General features: G+C 34.7%; 12 protein-coding genes. 11 read left to right on the forward strand and 1 reads right to left on the reverse strand.

All coding sequences use genetic code 11. The annotated features are described in order from the left end of the window. Positions 1-1,167: 1,167 nt before the first annotated feature. The gene (locus VS182_RS03575) at positions 1,168-1,968 is read right to left on the reverse strand and encodes a hypothetical protein (protein WP_479483843.1); all 801 of its coding nucleotides are present in this window, start codon (positions 1,966-1,968) and stop codon (positions 1,168-1,170) included. A 740-nt stretch (positions 1,969-2,708) separates the two neighbouring features. On the opposite strand from VS182_RS03575, the gene VS182_RS03580 reads away from it, so the two are divergent. From VS182_RS03580 to murG, 11 genes are all read left to right on the forward strand, one after another. Then, a complete protein-coding gene (locus tag VS182_RS03580) occupies positions 2,709-3,980 on the forward strand; it encodes an adenosylhomocysteinase (RefSeq protein ID WP_479483844.1) in 1,272 nt (423 codons plus the stop codon). A gap of 351 nt (positions 3,981-4,331) precedes the next feature. Further along, positions 4,332-5,246, forward strand: a complete 915-nt coding sequence (gene rsmH, locus VS182_RS03585) for a 16S rRNA (cytosine(1402)-N(4))-methyltransferase RsmH (protein WP_479488890.1) — start codon at positions 4,332-4,334, stop codon at positions 5,244-5,246. A gap of 88 nt (positions 5,247-5,334) precedes the next feature. After that, positions 5,335-5,712 (forward strand): hypothetical protein, encoded by a 378-nt coding sequence (locus VS182_RS03590; RefSeq protein WP_479483846.1) that lies wholly within the window; start codon positions 5,335-5,337, stop codon positions 5,710-5,712. A gap of 261 nt (positions 5,713-5,973) precedes the next feature. Next, entirely contained in the window at positions 5,974-7,761 is a 1,788-nt protein-coding gene (locus VS182_RS03595) for a peptidoglycan D,D-transpeptidase FtsI family protein (protein WP_479492757.1), read from the forward strand. Positions 7,762-7,929: 168 nt separating this feature from the next. Next, a complete protein-coding gene (locus VS182_RS03600) occupies positions 7,930-9,807 on the forward strand; it encodes a stage V sporulation protein D (RefSeq protein ID WP_479492758.1) in 1,878 nt (625 codons plus the stop codon). Positions 9,808-9,892: 85 nt separating this feature from the next. Then, on the forward strand, positions 9,893-11,401 hold the full coding sequence (locus VS182_RS03605) for a UDP-N-acetylmuramoyl-L-alanyl-D-glutamate--2,6-diaminopimelate ligase (RefSeq protein ID WP_479483849.1): 1,509 nt from the start codon (positions 9,893-9,895) through the stop codon (positions 11,399-11,401). Then, complete coding sequence (locus VS182_RS03610; RefSeq protein ID WP_479488893.1) at positions 11,398-12,831, forward strand: UDP-N-acetylmuramoyl-tripeptide--D-alanyl-D-alanine ligase; 1,434 nt, start codon at positions 11,398-11,400, stop codon at positions 12,829-12,831. Before VS182_RS03605 ends, VS182_RS03610 begins: the two co-directional genes overlap by 4 nt. Continuing rightward, a complete protein-coding gene (gene mraY / locus VS182_RS03615; protein ID WP_479483851.1) occupies positions 12,831-13,853 on the forward strand; it encodes a phospho-N-acetylmuramoyl-pentapeptide-transferase in 1,023 nt (340 codons plus the stop codon). The genes VS182_RS03610 and mraY overlap by 1 nt, the downstream gene beginning before the upstream one ends. After that, positions 13,790-15,289 (forward strand): UDP-N-acetylmuramoyl-L-alanine--D-glutamate ligase, encoded by a 1,500-nt coding sequence (gene murD / locus VS182_RS03620; protein ID WP_479492759.1) that lies wholly within the window; start codon positions 13,790-13,792, stop codon positions 15,287-15,289. Before mraY ends, murD begins: the two co-directional genes overlap by 64 nt. 55 nt (positions 15,290-15,344) lie before the next feature. Beyond that, the gene (gene spoVE / locus VS182_RS03625) at positions 15,345-16,454 is read left to right on the forward strand and encodes a stage V sporulation protein E (RefSeq protein ID WP_479483853.1); all 1,110 of its coding nucleotides are present in this window, start codon (positions 15,345-15,347) and stop codon (positions 16,452-16,454) included. A gap of 27 nt (positions 16,455-16,481) precedes the next feature. Next, entirely contained in the window at positions 16,482-17,693 is a 1,212-nt protein-coding gene (gene murG / locus VS182_RS03630; RefSeq protein ID WP_479488894.1) for an undecaprenyldiphospho-muramoylpentapeptide beta-N-acetylglucosaminyltransferase, read from the forward strand. The last annotated feature ends 76 nt before the right edge of the window (positions 17,694-17,769 follow it).

The raw sequence follows: 17,769 nt of genomic DNA on the forward strand, positions 1-17,769 counted from the left end.
ATTTTAAGATTTTACAAATAAAAATAGACATTCTTTGATATCCTGTGTAAAATATGATAAAAATAACAGGAGGATACAGAACGTCTATTAATTTTATGTTAACAAATGAATCTAATTTAGGCAAATTTTTTCATAAATGGGGTTAATATCTAAATTTGCTTCACCTGTTTTTAATCATCTTTTGCATGTTATTTTTTCACAAAAATTTAACGGAACTTTGTCCGCTATTTATAAAAATAGCAATAGTAGAGGACATTAAACTATGAGTCATATACTAGGTTGATATGGAATGAACAGATATTTTATAAAGTTTTAAAATGGTTTCTTTTGAATGGAATGATCTAAGAAGAACAATAATTTCCCAAGATAATAATAGCTTTTATTTATAAATATCTAGTTTTAAGTAATTAAGATATCTTTTAATTGCTATACAAAAATATTGATAATTGAAACATATTTTAAAATATCTGAATGTAAACTTGCTTTGCAAGGATATTGAGGCAGTTTAGATATATATTTAATTTTACAGGTTTTTTTAGCAATGTATACAGGTTATGGGGATTTTCTAAAGGACTTGTCCAGAAATATTAATATAGACGATTATTAATATTGTAATTTAAACACAAAAATAGCCATTATCATAGCTTTTTGTGTATTAAATTAGGTTCTTAAACACTCTTGAACATGGGTTATTGGACAAGCTCAAAGTTATCTTGTAAATATCAGGATAAAAAAAGCTGATCGAATTGAAGATATTTTCAATTAATAATTTAAAGAAATAATATCATATTTATATATTCCTGTTCATATCTTTTTTAAGCTTATTGTATCTCGTTCGCAAAAATTATTAATAGCATAGCTGAGGTCCTATTATCATCAATTAAAACAGGTATCTTAAATCTGCAAATGCATTTAAAAAGGATAAATATGGTGAAAAGTTAAAAAGGTTAGGTTTGTTTTGGGAGCATTTTAACATATAATTAAATTTATCATAAATATATAAATTATCTTTTTCAGGTAATTGAGTATAAGTATGCAAAATTACCTGAAAAATAAAAATAATTTTATATAAAAAAATATTAAAACTCAGATTATATTTTTTCGAGTAAATCATTTTAATAAATACTATATTTCTATTAATTTTATAAAACTTTATCATATTTTTTTTTAAGATTCCCGATTATGATATAAAGTATATACAACAGGTCTGTCAAAAGCAGGGTATATTTCAGATTTATGGGTAGCTGTAGCTATTTTTAAATCAGCACCTATATTTTTTTCCAAAAGTTTATCAAAAACACTTTTATTGTGATTTACCAAGGCGTTTTTATCGATATTGTTATCAATTTCTATAATTTTATAAGATAAAATTTCTAATAGATCCGTAATATCTTGGTATTTATTATAAGATAAAAGATCGAAGGTTTTTTCATCCCATATGCCTGGGAATTTGTCATTCATATTATAAAAATCATATTTAAGATTTACCATCTTTTTTAATTTAAATCTAGTTTTATTTGAATTGGAGGTATCATTATCATATATTGGCATATTATTGTTTTCTAATTTCAAAATGTATTCCTGTATCTTTTGATTTATTCTGATTCTTAAAGAATAAATTCTTGCAGCTACTGTACCTGCATAAGTTGAAAAGACATAGTAAGGATTCATTTTAACCTGGGATTTATTAAGGTGAGCGATACTGTAAGTATTTGGGTTGAATTTATAATTTAATTTTGAAGTTATAAATTCAGAAACCTTGGTTATTTTATCAATCGCATCCTTATCACTTTTGCTAATATCGCTATTTTCATTTATATTATTTTTATTTATATTATTTTTATTTATATTATTTTTATTATCTATTAATGTATTCGCAATAACTATATTAGAATTAATAAGTGATAATAATATAATCGTAGTTAAAAAATAACTCTTTATAGTTAGATTTTTAGATTTTTTTATCATTTACTTACCCCTTAGTGTGATTATTTTACATTATTTATGAGATTATGATTTATTTATATAATTGCATTTATTAAGATCGAAAAATAATTTATATAAAATTTATTATTAATTATATAATAAATAAAAACAATAAGATCATTTTTATTTTTGCTAATTTTTTCTTTATTTAATTATTGGACTTGTTCATAAATATTAATATAGCCGATTGGTAATGTTTTAATTTAAACACAAAAATAGCCATGATCATAGCTTTTTGTGCATTAAATTAGGTTCTTAAACACTATTTAACATTGGTTATTGGACAAGCTCATTATATTAAGAGATCTTTTTATAGAATTTATTAATATCTATATAAATTTTAAAAAAATAATAAATAATTATAAATTAATACCTAAAGTCTATTATAGTAAGATTTAAAAACAAATCTAATAATGACACTATTTTTGGAAAAAATAATATTTATTTGCGCCTCAATTTATATTAACAAATCATGCTAGATGGTTTAAACTTGAATAATTAGTTTTTGTTTGTTTTTTTGAGCATTAATATGTTTATTTAATTATTTTTTGCTATTAAATTAATAAAATTAATAAAATTAATAAAATTAATAAAATTAATAAAATTAATAAAATTAATAAAAAATACGAATATTAGCACAAGTTTTTTGCGTAAGCTTTTGTTGTGGAACTTTTTTGTTTTTTAACATAGTTTATTTTTTTTAATAAAAGGGGGTTTTTGTTTTGGTAAATGCTGTTGAAAAAAGTGAAATTGCTAATTTAGATTTGTTAGAATCTGGGATAAAGAAAATGCAATGGGCAAGTGATCATATGCCTGTTTTTGCTCATTTACGTGCGGGATTTTTGCGTATTAAACCATTAGAAAATATTCGTGTTGGTATTTGTCTGCATCTTGAGGCTAAAACGGCTTGTTTGGCAGAACTGTTTAAGGCAGCTGGTGCCGAAGTATATATTACGGGTTCAAATCCTTTATCTACGCAAGATGACGTGTGTGCGGCTTTGGTTAAATCGGGTGTTGTTGTTTATGCGCGTCATAATCCTCCGATGGATGTTTTTAAAGGATATCATGTGAAATTATTAGAGGCTAGGCCGCAAATTATTATCGATGATGGGGCAGATTTAATTGGTCTTTTACATGATTCTTGTGCAGATCTTTCTTTCGATGTTATAGGTGCTTGCGAAGAGACAACAACAGGTATTTTGCGGGCGAAAGTTTTACAAAAGACGGGTAAGCTTCGTTTTCCTGTTATCGCGGTTAATGATGCTAAATCAAAATGTTTATTTGATAATCGATATGGCACTGGTCAATCTGTATGGGACAATATTAATGTAATTGTTAATCTTATTTCAGCAGGTAAACAAGTGGTCGTTGTAGGTTATGGTTGGTGCGGTAAAGGTGTTGCTAAACGTGCGCGTGGTTTAGGGGCTAAGGTTATTATTTGTGAAGTTGATCCGATTCGTGCTGTTGAGGCCCATATGGAAGGATTTATGGTGTTACCAATGGTTGAAGCGGCTAAATATGGTGATATTTTCGTTACAGTTACAGGTAACAAAAATGTCATCGCTGAGGATCATTTTGCGGTTATGCGGGACGGGGCTATTTTGGCAAATGCGGGACATTTTGATATTGAAATTGATTTACCGGCTTTAGACAAATTATCTGTGCGTCAAGAAGATTCTCGTGATCATGTTAAAACATATTTCTTGGCTAACGGTAAACGCTTGCACCTCTTAGCTTCAGGACGATTAGTTAATTTAGCAGCTGGAGACGGACACCCTGCCGAGATTATGGATATGAGTTTTTCTTTACAGATGCTTAGTGCGCTTTATTTACTACAAGAGAAGGATAATTTGGAACATAAAGTTATTAATGTTCCTGATAATATAGATCAAAAAGTTTCGAGCTATTTTCTCTCTTCGGTTGGTATTACCATCGATACTTTAACGCCTGAGCAGCAGGAATATCTCAGTAGTTGGGTGTCGTCATATACTTGATTACATGTAAATACCGTGATAAAATTTTCTTAGTTTTAAGTTGCCACTTATTTCCCCTTGCATCTTAAATTATCGCTAGATTTTTAGCGATTGCATCTTATAACTGAGTTTGCAATTATAAAAAGATAACATTTTTCTACTTCTGTTTTCTTTTCCTGTTTTTGGATTTGTTTTTTACTTTTACTTTTTTATTATTTAATTTTATATATAACATTGATTTCGGGGAAGTGTTTTTGAATTGAAGGCAGACATTATTTTAGCTTTGTTTTTTCAGAAAATTAAAATCTTACGAAGAATAATTCAAAAAAAAATGATAATATTCACATCTATTTTTGCTGGTGAGTACGTTTGGTGATACATCAAACTGTTTTAAAACAGACGGCCATCGCTAGCTTGGCCATTAAACCTGAGGGTGTTTATGTTGATGGTACTGTGGGGTTAGGTGGTCATAGTTTAGCTATTGCTTGCCGATTAAAAGCGCAAGGATTATTGATTGGGATAGATAATGATGCTGCTTCATTGGGATTTGCGGAGCGTCGCCTTCATGGGGCGGCGTGCAGTGTGCGTTTTGTACAAGCTAATGCCTCTCTTTTAGAGAGCGTTCTTTTGGAGCATCAGCAGGAAGCTGTTGATGGTTGTTTATTTGATTTTGGTATTTCAAGTTGGCAACTAGATGCTTCGCAGCGAGGTTTTTCTTATCAGAGAGACGAGCCTTTGGACATGCGAACTGATGTTAAGCAAGAGTTAACAGCACATGAAATTGTAAATACTTATGATAAAAGGAAAATTGTAAATATTTTAACGAAGTATGCCGATGAGCGTCGCTGGGCGCATAGTATAGCGAATAATATTATACGTTCTAGACCTATTCAAACAACCATGCAATTAGCAGAAATCATCCAATCATCTGTACCATACCGCGAATCGGGTCATCCTGCGCGTAAAACATTTCAAGCTTTGCGTATTGAAGTAAATAATGAGTTGCAATCGATTGAAATGGCGCTTAAAACAATGATTAAACGATTACGCAAAGGAGGACGTTTGGTTGTTATTTCTTTTCATTCGCTTGAAGATCGTTTAGCAAAACATCTTTTTAGGGAAGCTGCTTGTGGTTGTAAATGTCCGCGCGGATTTCCTGTTTGTGTTTGTAATCATAAGCCTGTACTTAAGATTATCACCCCTAAACCTCTAAGACCCTCTGATGTTGAGATTAAAAATAATGCGCGGGCTCGTTCTGCTCTTTTACGTGTTGCAGAACGTTTGTAGTTTTTTATTTTACATTTATTATTCTAGCAGGATGATAACTTAAAAACAGCCTGCAAATGGCGTGGCTAAATATAAAGGAGACATTGTTATGAATGATCACTTAGCCAATGTAGCTGTTGCGCGTGTTTTAGAACCGACCCCATCTTATGAACAGAAACAACCGAAAAAGCCAAAAAAACACAAATTGACGTCATTGGAAAAAGCGTTGTATTTATTAAGTGTTTTTTTTGTCACTATCCTTGTTTCGGTTGTAATCTTACAAGCAGCTTTTATGAATAAGCTTAATCATAATTTAGCTAACATAGAACAACAAATTGGGCAATCTAAGCGTTTAAACCAGACGGTACAAGTTAACTTTCGTTCGTTAAGTGATCCTATGGTGATGGAGAAATATGCTAAAGAAAATGGTTTCTATAAAAAGCAATCTTCTGTTGCTAATATGAATTTATCTTCGGCTCCTTTATAATTTTTAAATATTTTTTGCAATTTAACCTGGCTACGTTGTTAACTTTTTGTTTTTAAGTTAATTTTAATTTTTCTATCATTACTTTGCTTGATATTTCTGGACTTGTCCAGAAATATTAATATATCGGATTAGTAATGGTGTAATTTAAACACAAAAATAGCCATTATCCTAGCTTTTTGTGCATTAAATTAGGTTCTTAAACACTCTTTAACATGGGTTATTGGACAAGCTCTCTTGTTTAATTTTTTGATTTTTCATCTTGTGAAATTGGATATTTTGATGGAGGTTCGTATGGCAAAACAACATAAGTACCGCTTGGTTTTGTGTGCACTTATTATGTTAATTGCCATTTTTTGCATTTTCGGGCGATTGATTTGGCTTCAGTTCTTAAAAAGCGGTCATTCACAGGATAAGTTGACAACTTTATCTCATGCTACGATGAAAACTAAACGTTTAAGAGCCAAAAGAGGGGAGATTGTCGATCGTTTTTTGAAGCATCGTTTTGCTTATGATGATGAAGTTTATGCACTAACTTTGGACAAGAAAGCTATAAATGATAAAGATTTTGATGGTGTTGTAGCTAAAATAGCTTTAAAGTTAGACGTTGATGCTGATCGTTTGCAAATTCGTTTACATAAAACACAACGTCATCTTCTTTTGCGTAATAAGGATGGCGTTGCTTATTTTCATAAAAATGAAGTCGAAGATTTATTACAGGATAAAGATCTAAAACCTATTTTACATGCTCAGTTGCAAATGAAGCGACAGTATGGTTCATATGCTACTCATACCATTGGCTATTTGGATGAAGATGGTCGTCCTCGCGGTGGTATTGAAGCTTACTATAATGATTTGTTACAAGGTAAAGATGGTTATATGGTTTACCCTAAAACGAAAAAAGGGATTATGATTTCTAATGAACCAATTGAGCAAGAAGAACCTTCCGATGGTGATCATGTGGTTTTGACGATCGATACCGGTGTACAACATGTGGTGGAAAAAATTTTAGGTGAGCATATTGAAAAAAGTGGTGCTAAAGGTGGTGCGGCTATTTTTATGGAACCACAAAATGGCGGTATTGTCGCTTTAGCTAGTTTGCCTTCTTTTGATAACAATAAATATGCTAGTACGGTTAATAACTATAATCAGCGCCATCGTGCTGTTAGTGCGATTTATGAACCTGGATCGATTTTTAAAATTTTTACTTTAGCAGCTGCTTTAGAAGAAAATTTGTTTGAAGATTCAAAAAAGTTCCGATCAGAAGCAATTAAAGTTGGTCATAATTTTATTAATGAATGGAAAAAAACTGGTTTTGGCCATATAACATATAAAGAAGGTTTCGAAAAATCGAGCAATATTTTATTCGTTTTATTAAATCAACAGCTACAGGAAGAACGCTTTTTGCAATACTTAACACGATTTGGACTTCGTGAAGATAAGCTTGGTTTAGGTACATACACAGGTATTGATTTACCGGGAGAGACCAGATCTTTTTTACCACGATCACCTATTCCTGAAGAACAGCTTGCAAGTATGTCTTTTGGACAAGGTATTGCTATTAATCTTTTGCATCAATTGGTTATGACCTCGGCTGTTACACAAGATGGTTTTATGTATACACCTCATGTGATGAAAGAGATTCGTACTGGCAGTATAAATGAATGTAGTAGCTCTGCACCGATTGATTATTCGAAATGCCCTATTAAGTCTACTTATCCGATTAAATCACGACAAGTTATGAGTGTTCGTACAGCTTCGCATATCAGCAATCTCCTCCAGGGCGTAGTTGAACGTGGGACAGGTAAAGCAGCTAGTGTTGATGGTTATTGTGTTTCTGGTAAGACTGGTACAGCGCAAAAGGCAGAAAATGGAAAGTATTTGGATGATAAGTATGTTGTGTCTTTTACCGGTTTTGCTCCTTGTACATATGCTGATTTATCTTTTATTGTTTTACTCGATGAACCACAAAAAATCGATATTGTACCTTCGATGATTAGCCAAATGTTAACTGAGATTTTGCCGCTCCGGGGGATTATGCCCCAAGAATGATTAGAAAAATGTCAAGGTAAAGTTAATTGTTGTTGACATAGCTATGTTTAGTTTAGCATAGGTTGTCATATATATGTCACTGATGTCTGGTGGTCAAATATCGTGCAACAATTAACCATTTTTATTAGGAGAAGGCTTTTTATCCTCTTACTCATTTTTGTGCTATTGATGGCCATTTTAATTTCCCGTATGTTTTTTGTTCAAATCATTAGAGGGCCGAAATTGACCAAAGGTGCTTATGAACTTTGGAATCGTGAAATTCCTTTTTCTCAGAAACGCGGGCGTATCTTAGATCGCAATGGTTATCCTTTAGTAGAAAATATAAGTGCTCCTAGCGTGATAGCTATTCCTATTCAAATTACAGATAAAAAGGCGACTGCAGCGGCCTTAGCGCATGTTTTAAATGCCCCTGTTGAGGCTATAGAGCGTCAATTTAAAAAGCGTCAGCTACTTGTGCGGATTATTCCTTTTGGCCGAAAAATTAATGAAAAACAAGCACAGGATATTATGGCTTTACGTTTACCGGGTATTTCATTAACAGACGATACAAAACGTGTTTATCCTCATCGATCCTTGGCTTCTCATGTTCTTGGGTTTACAGGGGTTGATAACCAAGGATTGGCCGGTCTTGAACGTGTTTATAATCATGAATTAAGTGGTTCCCCGGGTGCTGTTCAATTTACCGCTAATGCACGGGGTGAACCTTTACCAGGTGGAGAAGATCGTTTTAGGCCGCCTAAAGATGGTTGGGATTTCATTTCAACCATTGATACGACGATTCAATTAATTGTCGAACGAGCTTTATCGCAGACGATGGCTGAATATTCCCCTGATAGTGCTTGGGTGCTTGTGATGGATCCGCGTGACGGCGCTATTCTGGCTATGGGAAGTCGTCCGGCATTTGATCCTGGTGCTTATCAAAAGCATGATTCTTCTATTTTATTTCGTAATTTACCTATTTGGAAGATGTATGAACCTGGATCTACCTTTAAAATAGCTACTTTAGCCGCAGCTCTAGAAGAAAATAAAGTTTCTTTAGATGATCATTTTTTTGATCCAGGAGCAGTACATGTTGGTGGAGCGAGGCTACGTTGTTGGAAAGCTGGTGGGCATGGTGAGCAAACATTCCTTGAGGTGGTTGAAAATTCTTGCAACCCTGGTTTTGTCGAATTAGGTCAACGTTTAGGTAAAGATTTACTTTTTTCATATGTTCGGCGCTTAGGTTTTGGCAAAAAAACTGGGATTGATTTACCAGGCGAAGCGAGTGGGATATTATTTCAACTTGCACGTGTTGGACCTGTTGAATTGGCTACCACCTCTTTTGGCCAAGGTGTATCTGTTACACCTTTACAACAAGCAACGGCTGTTTCAAGTATCATAAATGGTGGTTTAAAAATTGTACCGCATATGGGTCGTTTTTGGTATGATCCACAAACAAGAAGATACCATTCTATACAAACATCTGGTAATTCTGAACGCTTGATTACAGAAGCGACCTCGCAAAAAGTACGTATGGCTTTGGAAAGTGTTGTTGCTCGCGGTACAGGACGGCGTGCTTTTTTAGATGGGTATCGTGTAGGTGGCAAGACAGGTACGGCTCAGAAAGTAGGACCTGATGGTCGTTATTTGACTAATAATCATATCGTATCTTTTTTAGGCTTTGCCCCTGCAGATCAACCACGTTTAATCGTTTATGTAGCTGTTGATAATCCAAAAGGTATTCAATTCGGTGGCGTAGTGGCTGCTCCTATTGCTGGTCGTATTTTGGGCGATAGTTTGCGTTATCTCCAGGTACCGCCGCGTGAAGAGCAGATTTTACCCGAAGATATGCCTCTTGTTGCCTCTTATCAAACAGTACCTAATGTTATGGATATGCCAATTGATAAATTAAAACTTAGTCTTTTTTCATTTCATTTAGATGTCATCGGTGAGGGTGATACTGTAATTAACCAGTTGCCAAAGCCGGGTTTAAGAGTAAAAAAAGGAACTTCTCTACGTGTTTATTTAGGATATGTTAATCAAAAAGCACCTGAATCTGGAACATAATTTAGCTAAATGATTAAATGATAGTTTTGATAGCTATCTTTAAGTTATACTGTAGATATAAGGTGTTTTAGGAGGCAAGAATATATTGCAAGTAGCTAGATTATTGGCATCATTATCTGTTTATGAATTATCTGGCCACCTAAGCGATGATTTATGTGTCCGGAGTTTGCAAACAAATTCGCAAAATGTACAGGAAGGCGATCTTTTTATTGCCCAAAGGGGTACAAAAATCGATAGTCATGATTTTGTCGCACAAGCTGTTTCTAAGGGAGCTTGTGCTATCCTTATAGAGCAGGGCGTTTTTTCTCAAGCATATCTCTCTTCTTTATGCATTCCCGTGATTCAAGTTCGTGATACAAGACGAGCTATGGCTTTACTAGCTACTTGTTTTTATAATTATCCTTCGGGAAAATTATCTTTAATTGGTGTGACGGGTACTAATGGGAAGACGTCGACTGTACAATTTTTATATCAATTATTATCTGCTGCCCATTACAAAATAGGTATAGTGGGTACACTTGGTCTACAATATGGTGATCAAGTTATTTCTTTAGAGAATACAACACCTGATATTATTCCTCTACAAAAATCCTTAGACCAGTTATATGGATATGGTGCTAAATATGTTGCCGTAGAAGTATCTTCGCATGCTTTAGCGATGGGCCGTGTTCGAGGTTGTTGTTTTCAGGTAGCTATTTTAACGAATATTAGCAGGGATCATTTAGATTATCATTTGACAATGGAAAATTACATAGAAGCAAAAAAAATGTTATTTTCGCAATTAGGAAGTAATATTTCTTCTAATATCGCAAATCGACCTACTGCTATTTTAAATGCCCATGTAACTGATATTGATACTTTCTTACCACATATTTCTGGCCCTGTGATCACTTATGCTGTTGAAAAAGAAGCTGATGTTCAAGCTATCAACTTAGAAGTTCTTTCATCTGGGACACAGTTTTTATTAAAAACGTGGCAAGGTGAGATGACGGTTACAGTGCCATTTATTGGTCGGTTTCATATTGAGAATATTTTAGCAGCTATCTCAGCGGCATTAGTTTTGGGCGTACCTTTGACAAGTTTAAAAAACCTTTTATGCCAACTACGATGTGTCACAGGTCGTTTAGAGCGTATTGATCGAAATTTGCCCTTTGCTGTGTGGTTGGATTATGCTCATACACCAGATGGTTTAGAGCAAGTTTTGAAAACCATCAGGCCTCAGATTAAAGGTAAATTGTATTGTTTAATCGGTTGTGGTGGTAACCGTGATCGTGGTAAAAGAGCACAAATGGCAAATGTTGCGGCTACTTTGAGTGATGAGGCAATTTTCACAAGTGATAATCCGCGTTTTGAAGATGCTTTAGCTATTTTGCAGGAAATGGAGATAGGTATGCGTATAACAGATAAAAGTAATTTTAAGATTATCGTTGATCGCAAGGCAGCTATTCATGATGTGATTAATTGCGCTCAAGCAGGCGACGGTGTATTAATAGCAGGCAAAGGACATGAGGAATATCAAGAAATTTCTGGTGAACGTATTCCTTTTTCTGATCGTTTGATCGCACAAGAAGCTATGAAAGAAGCATATAGATGATTAAGTGTTGTAGTACATGGGTGGCTAAAGTAACAAACGGTAAACATATTGGTTCTCCTATTGATATTGAAGGTGTCAGCATTGATACGCGATCTATTTTAGAAAAGCAATTATTTATTCCTTTGATTTCTGAACGAAATGGTCATAATTTCTATAAACAAGCTATAGAAAAAGGGGTTGTTTGTTTCCTATGGCAAGATAGTGAACCTTTACCATCTGAAGTTATGGGAATTGCTGAATGCACAGGATGTACTTTCATTGTCGTAAAGGATACAATGAAGGCTTTATGGGATTTAGCTCATATATATCGCCAAGAACATCGCGGTTTGGTTATTGCTATTACAGGTAGTCAAGGAAAAACAACGACTAAAGAATTAGTTGCCACAGTTTTAGGTGCTTCTTTTAAGGTGCATAAAACTGTGGGTAATTTTAATAATGAATTAGGTGTACCGTTATCACTTTTAGCTTGGCCAGAAGACGCTAATATTGCTGTTCTTGAACTTGGTATGCGTCATCAAGGTGAGATAAAAGCATTGACAGAATTGGTTAAACCAGATATTGCTATTATTACCCAAATAGGCGATGCTCATGGTGGCCTTTTAGGAGGTTCTTTGGGTATTTTAACAGCTAAATTAGAAATATTAAGTGGCCTTAAACAAGGTGGTGTTTTATTCTATGATGGTGAAACACCTATGCTTAAGCAAAGATTACTTGACTTGAAGAAAAAAAATTTCAACCTCGCATATAGTTCTGTAGGTCTTTATAATGGGGATGAATACGCTAAAAACGTACAGCATGAACCTTCTGGTTTAGTTTTTCAATCATTTCGGTTAGGTTCTAGTTTCCAACTTCCTTTGTTAGGGGAACATAATGTTAAGAATGCTTTATTTGCTATTGAAGTAGGTCGTTATCTTGGTTTAGATGATAATGATATAAATATTCGTTTAAAGATGAGTAAGGCTTTAGCTGGAAGGCTTTCTGTTATTAATGGTATTAATGGTTCGCTTTTATTAGATGATACTTATAATGCTAGTATGTTATCGATGCAAGCAGCTTTAAATGCTTTATGTTCATTTTGTTATACGATTAAGCGAGATCATCTAGGAGCTGTTTTAGGTGATATGGCTGAATTAGATGGTGATGAAGTGTTATTGCATCATCAATTAGGTATTTTAGCAGCTGAAAAAGATTTATGTTGTTTATTTGCGGTGGGTCATTATGCAGAGGTTATGGTTAAAGCCTATTTATCTGTGTTACCCGAAGCATGCGCTATGGCATTTTCAAATATCGAAGATGCTTTACCTTTTGTTTTGGACTATTTGACACATCGGTCTGTATTATTAATCAAAGGATCGCGTTTTTTGACATTAGATAAATTAGTTAAGAATTTATGTTCGAAAGGCAACTCAGATGAAAGGACAAAGTGTTGATGGAATCAGCAGAAAAGTTACTTTGGATACCTTTTGCAGCATCATTTTTGCTGGTAGTATTGCTTGGCCCGGTCATGATACCTATTTTGCGTCGTTTTCGTTTTGGGCAAAGTATTCGCGAAGAAGGACCAGAGCGTCACTATAAGAAATCAGGTACACCTACGATGGGTGGACTTATGATTTTATTAGCAATTATTATAACGTTGTTTCCTTTTAGTGGTTATTTTTTTATGCAAAGTGGTCGGTCTATGATAAATTCCGATCTTTTTTTCTTATTATTTGCTGTTATCGGCTATGGTGCCTTAGGTTTTATGGATGACTATATAAAAGTTGTTATGAAACGAAATCTTGGTTTAACGGCAGCACAAAAATTTATTGGTCAATTATTTATCGGTTTAATTTTATTTGTTGTATTGTTACATGTAAGAACTTATGAACCGGGTAAATATATATTTAATGTTTTAGTTCCTTGGACGAATTGGTCAGTTCAATTAAATTTTCTTTATTTACCTTTTTTGCTCTTAATTATGACTGGTTCTGCTAATGCAACTAATCTTACCGATGGTTTAGATGGTTTGTTATCAGGTACTGCTGCGTGTGCATATAGTGCTTATGCGATCATCAGTGTATCTATTGGTAACTATACTGCCGCTATTTTTTCTCTGGTGATGGTTGGAGCATTATCTGGTTTTTTGATTTTCAATGCTCATCCGGCCAAAGTATTTATGGGTGATACCGGTTCATTATCTTTAGGCGCAGGCATTGCTGCCTTGTCTGTGATTACAAATACCGAACTTTTATTGCCGATTATAGGCGGAGTTTTTGTGATTGAAACATTATCAGTTATTTTGCAAGTTTTATCCTTTCGTTTAAGAGGGAAGCGTATTTTTCGTATGAGCCCGATACATCATCATTTTGAATTGATGGGTTGGTCGGAATGGCGTGTAGTTATGACATTTTGGACAACTTCGCTTTTTTTAGCGGCGGCTGGAGTTCTATTAAAGGTGGGATCTTATACATGAAACAGATGGATTATGATCAACATTTAGCTGCTAAGTGGCGGAATCGGCGTGTTTTAATCATTGGTTTATCACAAAGTGGTTTAGCGGCAGCCAAATTATTGGTAAGACTAGGGGCAAAAGTTCGTGTGACAGAACAAAAACCACAAATGGCTTGTCCTGAAGTTAAATCTTTAAAAGAACAAGGTGTGGAGGTCCTATGCGGCGGGCACCCCTTATCGGTATTAGATGATATTGAAATTATTGTTAAAAATCCAGGTGTTACTTATCGTATCGCGTTGATTAAAACTGCCTTAGAACGTAGTTTAGAGGTTATCACTGAATTAGAAGTTGGGTCTAGTTTATTGAGAGATATACAGACAGTTCAAGATGAGCAACAAAAATTTAAAATCATTTCTGTCACAGGTAGCAATGGTAAAACGACCACCTCTGTATGGTTAACATACATCTTAGAAAATGCCGGGTATAAAGTTGTTTTGGCCGGTAACATTGGTCGGCCGCTAGCTGATGTTATCTTAGAAATACTTGATACGGGGGTTTGGCCTGATTTTGTTGTTATCGAAGCGAGTAGTTTTCAACTTAAAGGTATCAAACATTTTCGGCCAGATATTGCGGTTTTATTAAATATTGTATCAGCACATCTCGATTATCATGGTACGATGGCTGATTATTTATTAAGTAAAAATCGTATTTTTATGAATCAACAACCAAAAGATCGTGCTATTTTACCCGCTTTACCTGAGCTGTGTAAGCCGTTTCCTAACCTTGCTGCTGATATGAAAGCCCCGATTATTTGGTTTGGTGCAGATGTTGATATTGCCGGGTCATTTACACGTGGTGAAGCTATCTGGTTGCGTGATGAACAGGGTAAAGAGACAAAACTGTTGAAAAATGATCAGATTAAATTAGCTGGTAAGTTCAATTTACATAATGCACAAGCTGCGGCTGCTGCGGCCATGGCTGCAGGTTGTGATTATGATGCTATTGCAACTTCGTTGGCTACCTTTGAAGGTGTACCTCACCGCCTCAAGTTAATTGCTGTGATTAATGGCATCCGCTACTATGATGATTCAAAAGCCACAAATATGACTGCTGTCAAAAATGCTATTAAAGCACTTGACGGACCGATCTTATTAATTGCTGGTGGGGTTGATCGTGGAGAGGATTTTACAGGATTAGTTTCAATTTTTAAAAAGCGTTTACGTTGTATTTTTGCTTATGGACAGGCACAAGCAATTTTGATGAAACGTGCTGAATACGCCAATTGCCAAGCTTATGCGGTGCGTGACGTTGTTGAAGCTGTGGAAAAATCTGTGGAAATAGCATGTTCTGGAGATGTTGTATTACTCTCACCTGGATGTGCTAGTTGGGATCGCTACAGTTCATATATTGAACGTGGAAAAGTTTTTCAAAGTACGGTGCATCGGTTACAGCAGTAATGCATACATTATTATCGTATGACGTAATTGTTTACCGTACCCGGGGTGACTAAATTTGTTTGTACAACATAAACGAACAGATTTTGACCATGTTTTGTTATGTTCTGTTTTTCTCTTACTTCTTGTAGGTATTGTGATTGTTTACAGTGCTAGTGCTACACTTTCGCTACATAAATATGGGGATGCTTTATATTTTGCGAAACGCCAAGCGATGTTTGCTATCTTAGGAATTATTTGTATGTTCATTGTTTCGCATCTTAAACCCTCTATTATCCATCGGCTAACTCTACCCGCCTTAATTATTTGTCTTATTTTACTCATGATTGTTTGGATACCAGGTGTGGGCATCTTACGCAACGGTGCTCGTAGTTGGTTAGGGATTGGATCTTTTAGTATTCAGCCCTCGGAATTTGCTAAATTGGCCATGATTGTTTTTTTAGCTTACTATATGTCTAAAGAAGGTAAACATATTTTCACGTTTAAACGAGGTTTCTTACCTTGTCTAACCGCAATTGTTTTTACCTTTGGTTTAATATTGTTACAACCTGACCTTGGTACAGGTACCGTTTTAGTAGGAACTAGTTTTTTAATTTTGTTTGCTGCCGGAACTCGTATGGCGTATTTAGGAGGTTGTATTTCTCTAGGTATACTTGCTTTTATTGGCTTAGTTTTAGCTGCACCATATCGCCTTAAACGAATTGCCGCTTTCTTAGATCCTTGGGAAGATCCACTTGGTGCTGGATATCATTTAATTCAATCCTTGTATGCGATGGGTCCGGGGGGTCTATTAGGCTTAGGTTTAGGTATGAGCAAACAAAAACATCTATATTTACCTGAACCCCATACAGATTTTGTATTCTCTATCTTGGCCGAAGAGCTTGGTTTTTTAGGTGCAGCTTTTGTTTTATTATTGCTCGTTATTTTTGGTTGGCGAGGTTTTAAAATTGCCATTGAACAAAAAGATGTTTTTTGTAGTTTATTGGCTGCTGGGATTACAATGATGATTCTTCTGCAATCACTTATTAATATAGGTGTTGTTTCCGGTATGTTCCCTGTTACGGGTATTACATTGCCTTTTCTCAGTTATGGTGGTTCATCTCTTACGCTTAATTTGATCGCTGTAGGGGTCTTGTTAAGTTTGTCTAAGAAGACAACGAGGTATTGAAGAGGAAAGGAGTTTTAATGAAATCAATTGAATATTAAAAGAATTGCTTTCGCGGGCGGAGGTACAGGAGGGCACATATATCCTTTATTGGCTTTAGCTCGTGAACTTTATAAGATGGATCGCAACATAAAAATGCTATATTTTGGTAGCAGACGAGGCTTGGAGCATAAATTAATTAAGCAAGAAATCATTCCCATGTCTATTCAGTCATTAGATATTCAAGGTTTAACTAGACCGCGTTCCTTAACTTCGATTATACCTGCTATATGGAAAAATACACAGACCATGTACAAGTTTTGGAAATCAGTTGGTTTAGCAAAAGCCAAATTAAAAGTTTTTAATCCACAGGTTATTGTGGGTACAGGGGGTTATGTAAGCGCGCCACCTATATATGCTGCACATAAGATGCGTATTCCTATACTAATTCATGAACAAAATATTGATATTGGTATTACAACTCGTTTTCTTTCGCGATATGCTGATACGATAGCTGTTAGTTTTAAAGAAACTAGCAAATTTTTTCCTGTCAAAAATGTTATTTGGACAGGAAATCCTAGAGCTACAGAAGTATTTGGTGTTCATCAACAACAATTGCGCCAGTTGCATATATTGGAGCATAGTTTAAAGATTCCGTTGTCAAGAGCCCAAATATCTGACAAATCAATTGATTTGTTGAAAAAACAGCGCATTATTCCGCCGATTGTGGTTATCGTTGGAGGAAGTCAAGGTGCTTTGCGTATTCATCAAGCTGTTAAAGGCATGTTTGAGTTATTTAAGACAAAAAATCATATAACCTTTGTGTATATTTCTGGTGATAAATACTACGAAGAAGCGATGAAATATAAAGGAAATATTGACAAATTAGAAAATGTCCATATTATACCTTATGCATATGATATGCCTGCCATTTTATCCTTAGCGACACTATGTGTTTCTCGTGCTGGAGCAACAACATTAGCTGAAATAACATCCCTTGGACTACCTTCTATCTTAATTCCTTCACCATATGCTACAGGAAATCATCAAATGCATAATGCTCGTCTATTAGCGCAAGCGGGTGCGGCGGTATTGTTAGCTGATGAGGATTGTTCATCAGAAAATCTCTTTGCTAAAATTCATGATATAATTGACCAATCATTAAAACACAAACAGATGCATGAGGCAGCTAAAGAGTTGGGTAAGCCGCAGGCAACGCCTGAGTTAATCAAAGCTTTATTGCATTTAGTGGAGAGGGTGTGATTTATCCTGTCTTTTACTAATGTAAGTGGTCTAAATAATAGCTTAAATGACTTCCTAAAATATGTAGCGGAAACTG

The organism is Pasteuria ramosa, from assembly GCF_056496785.1.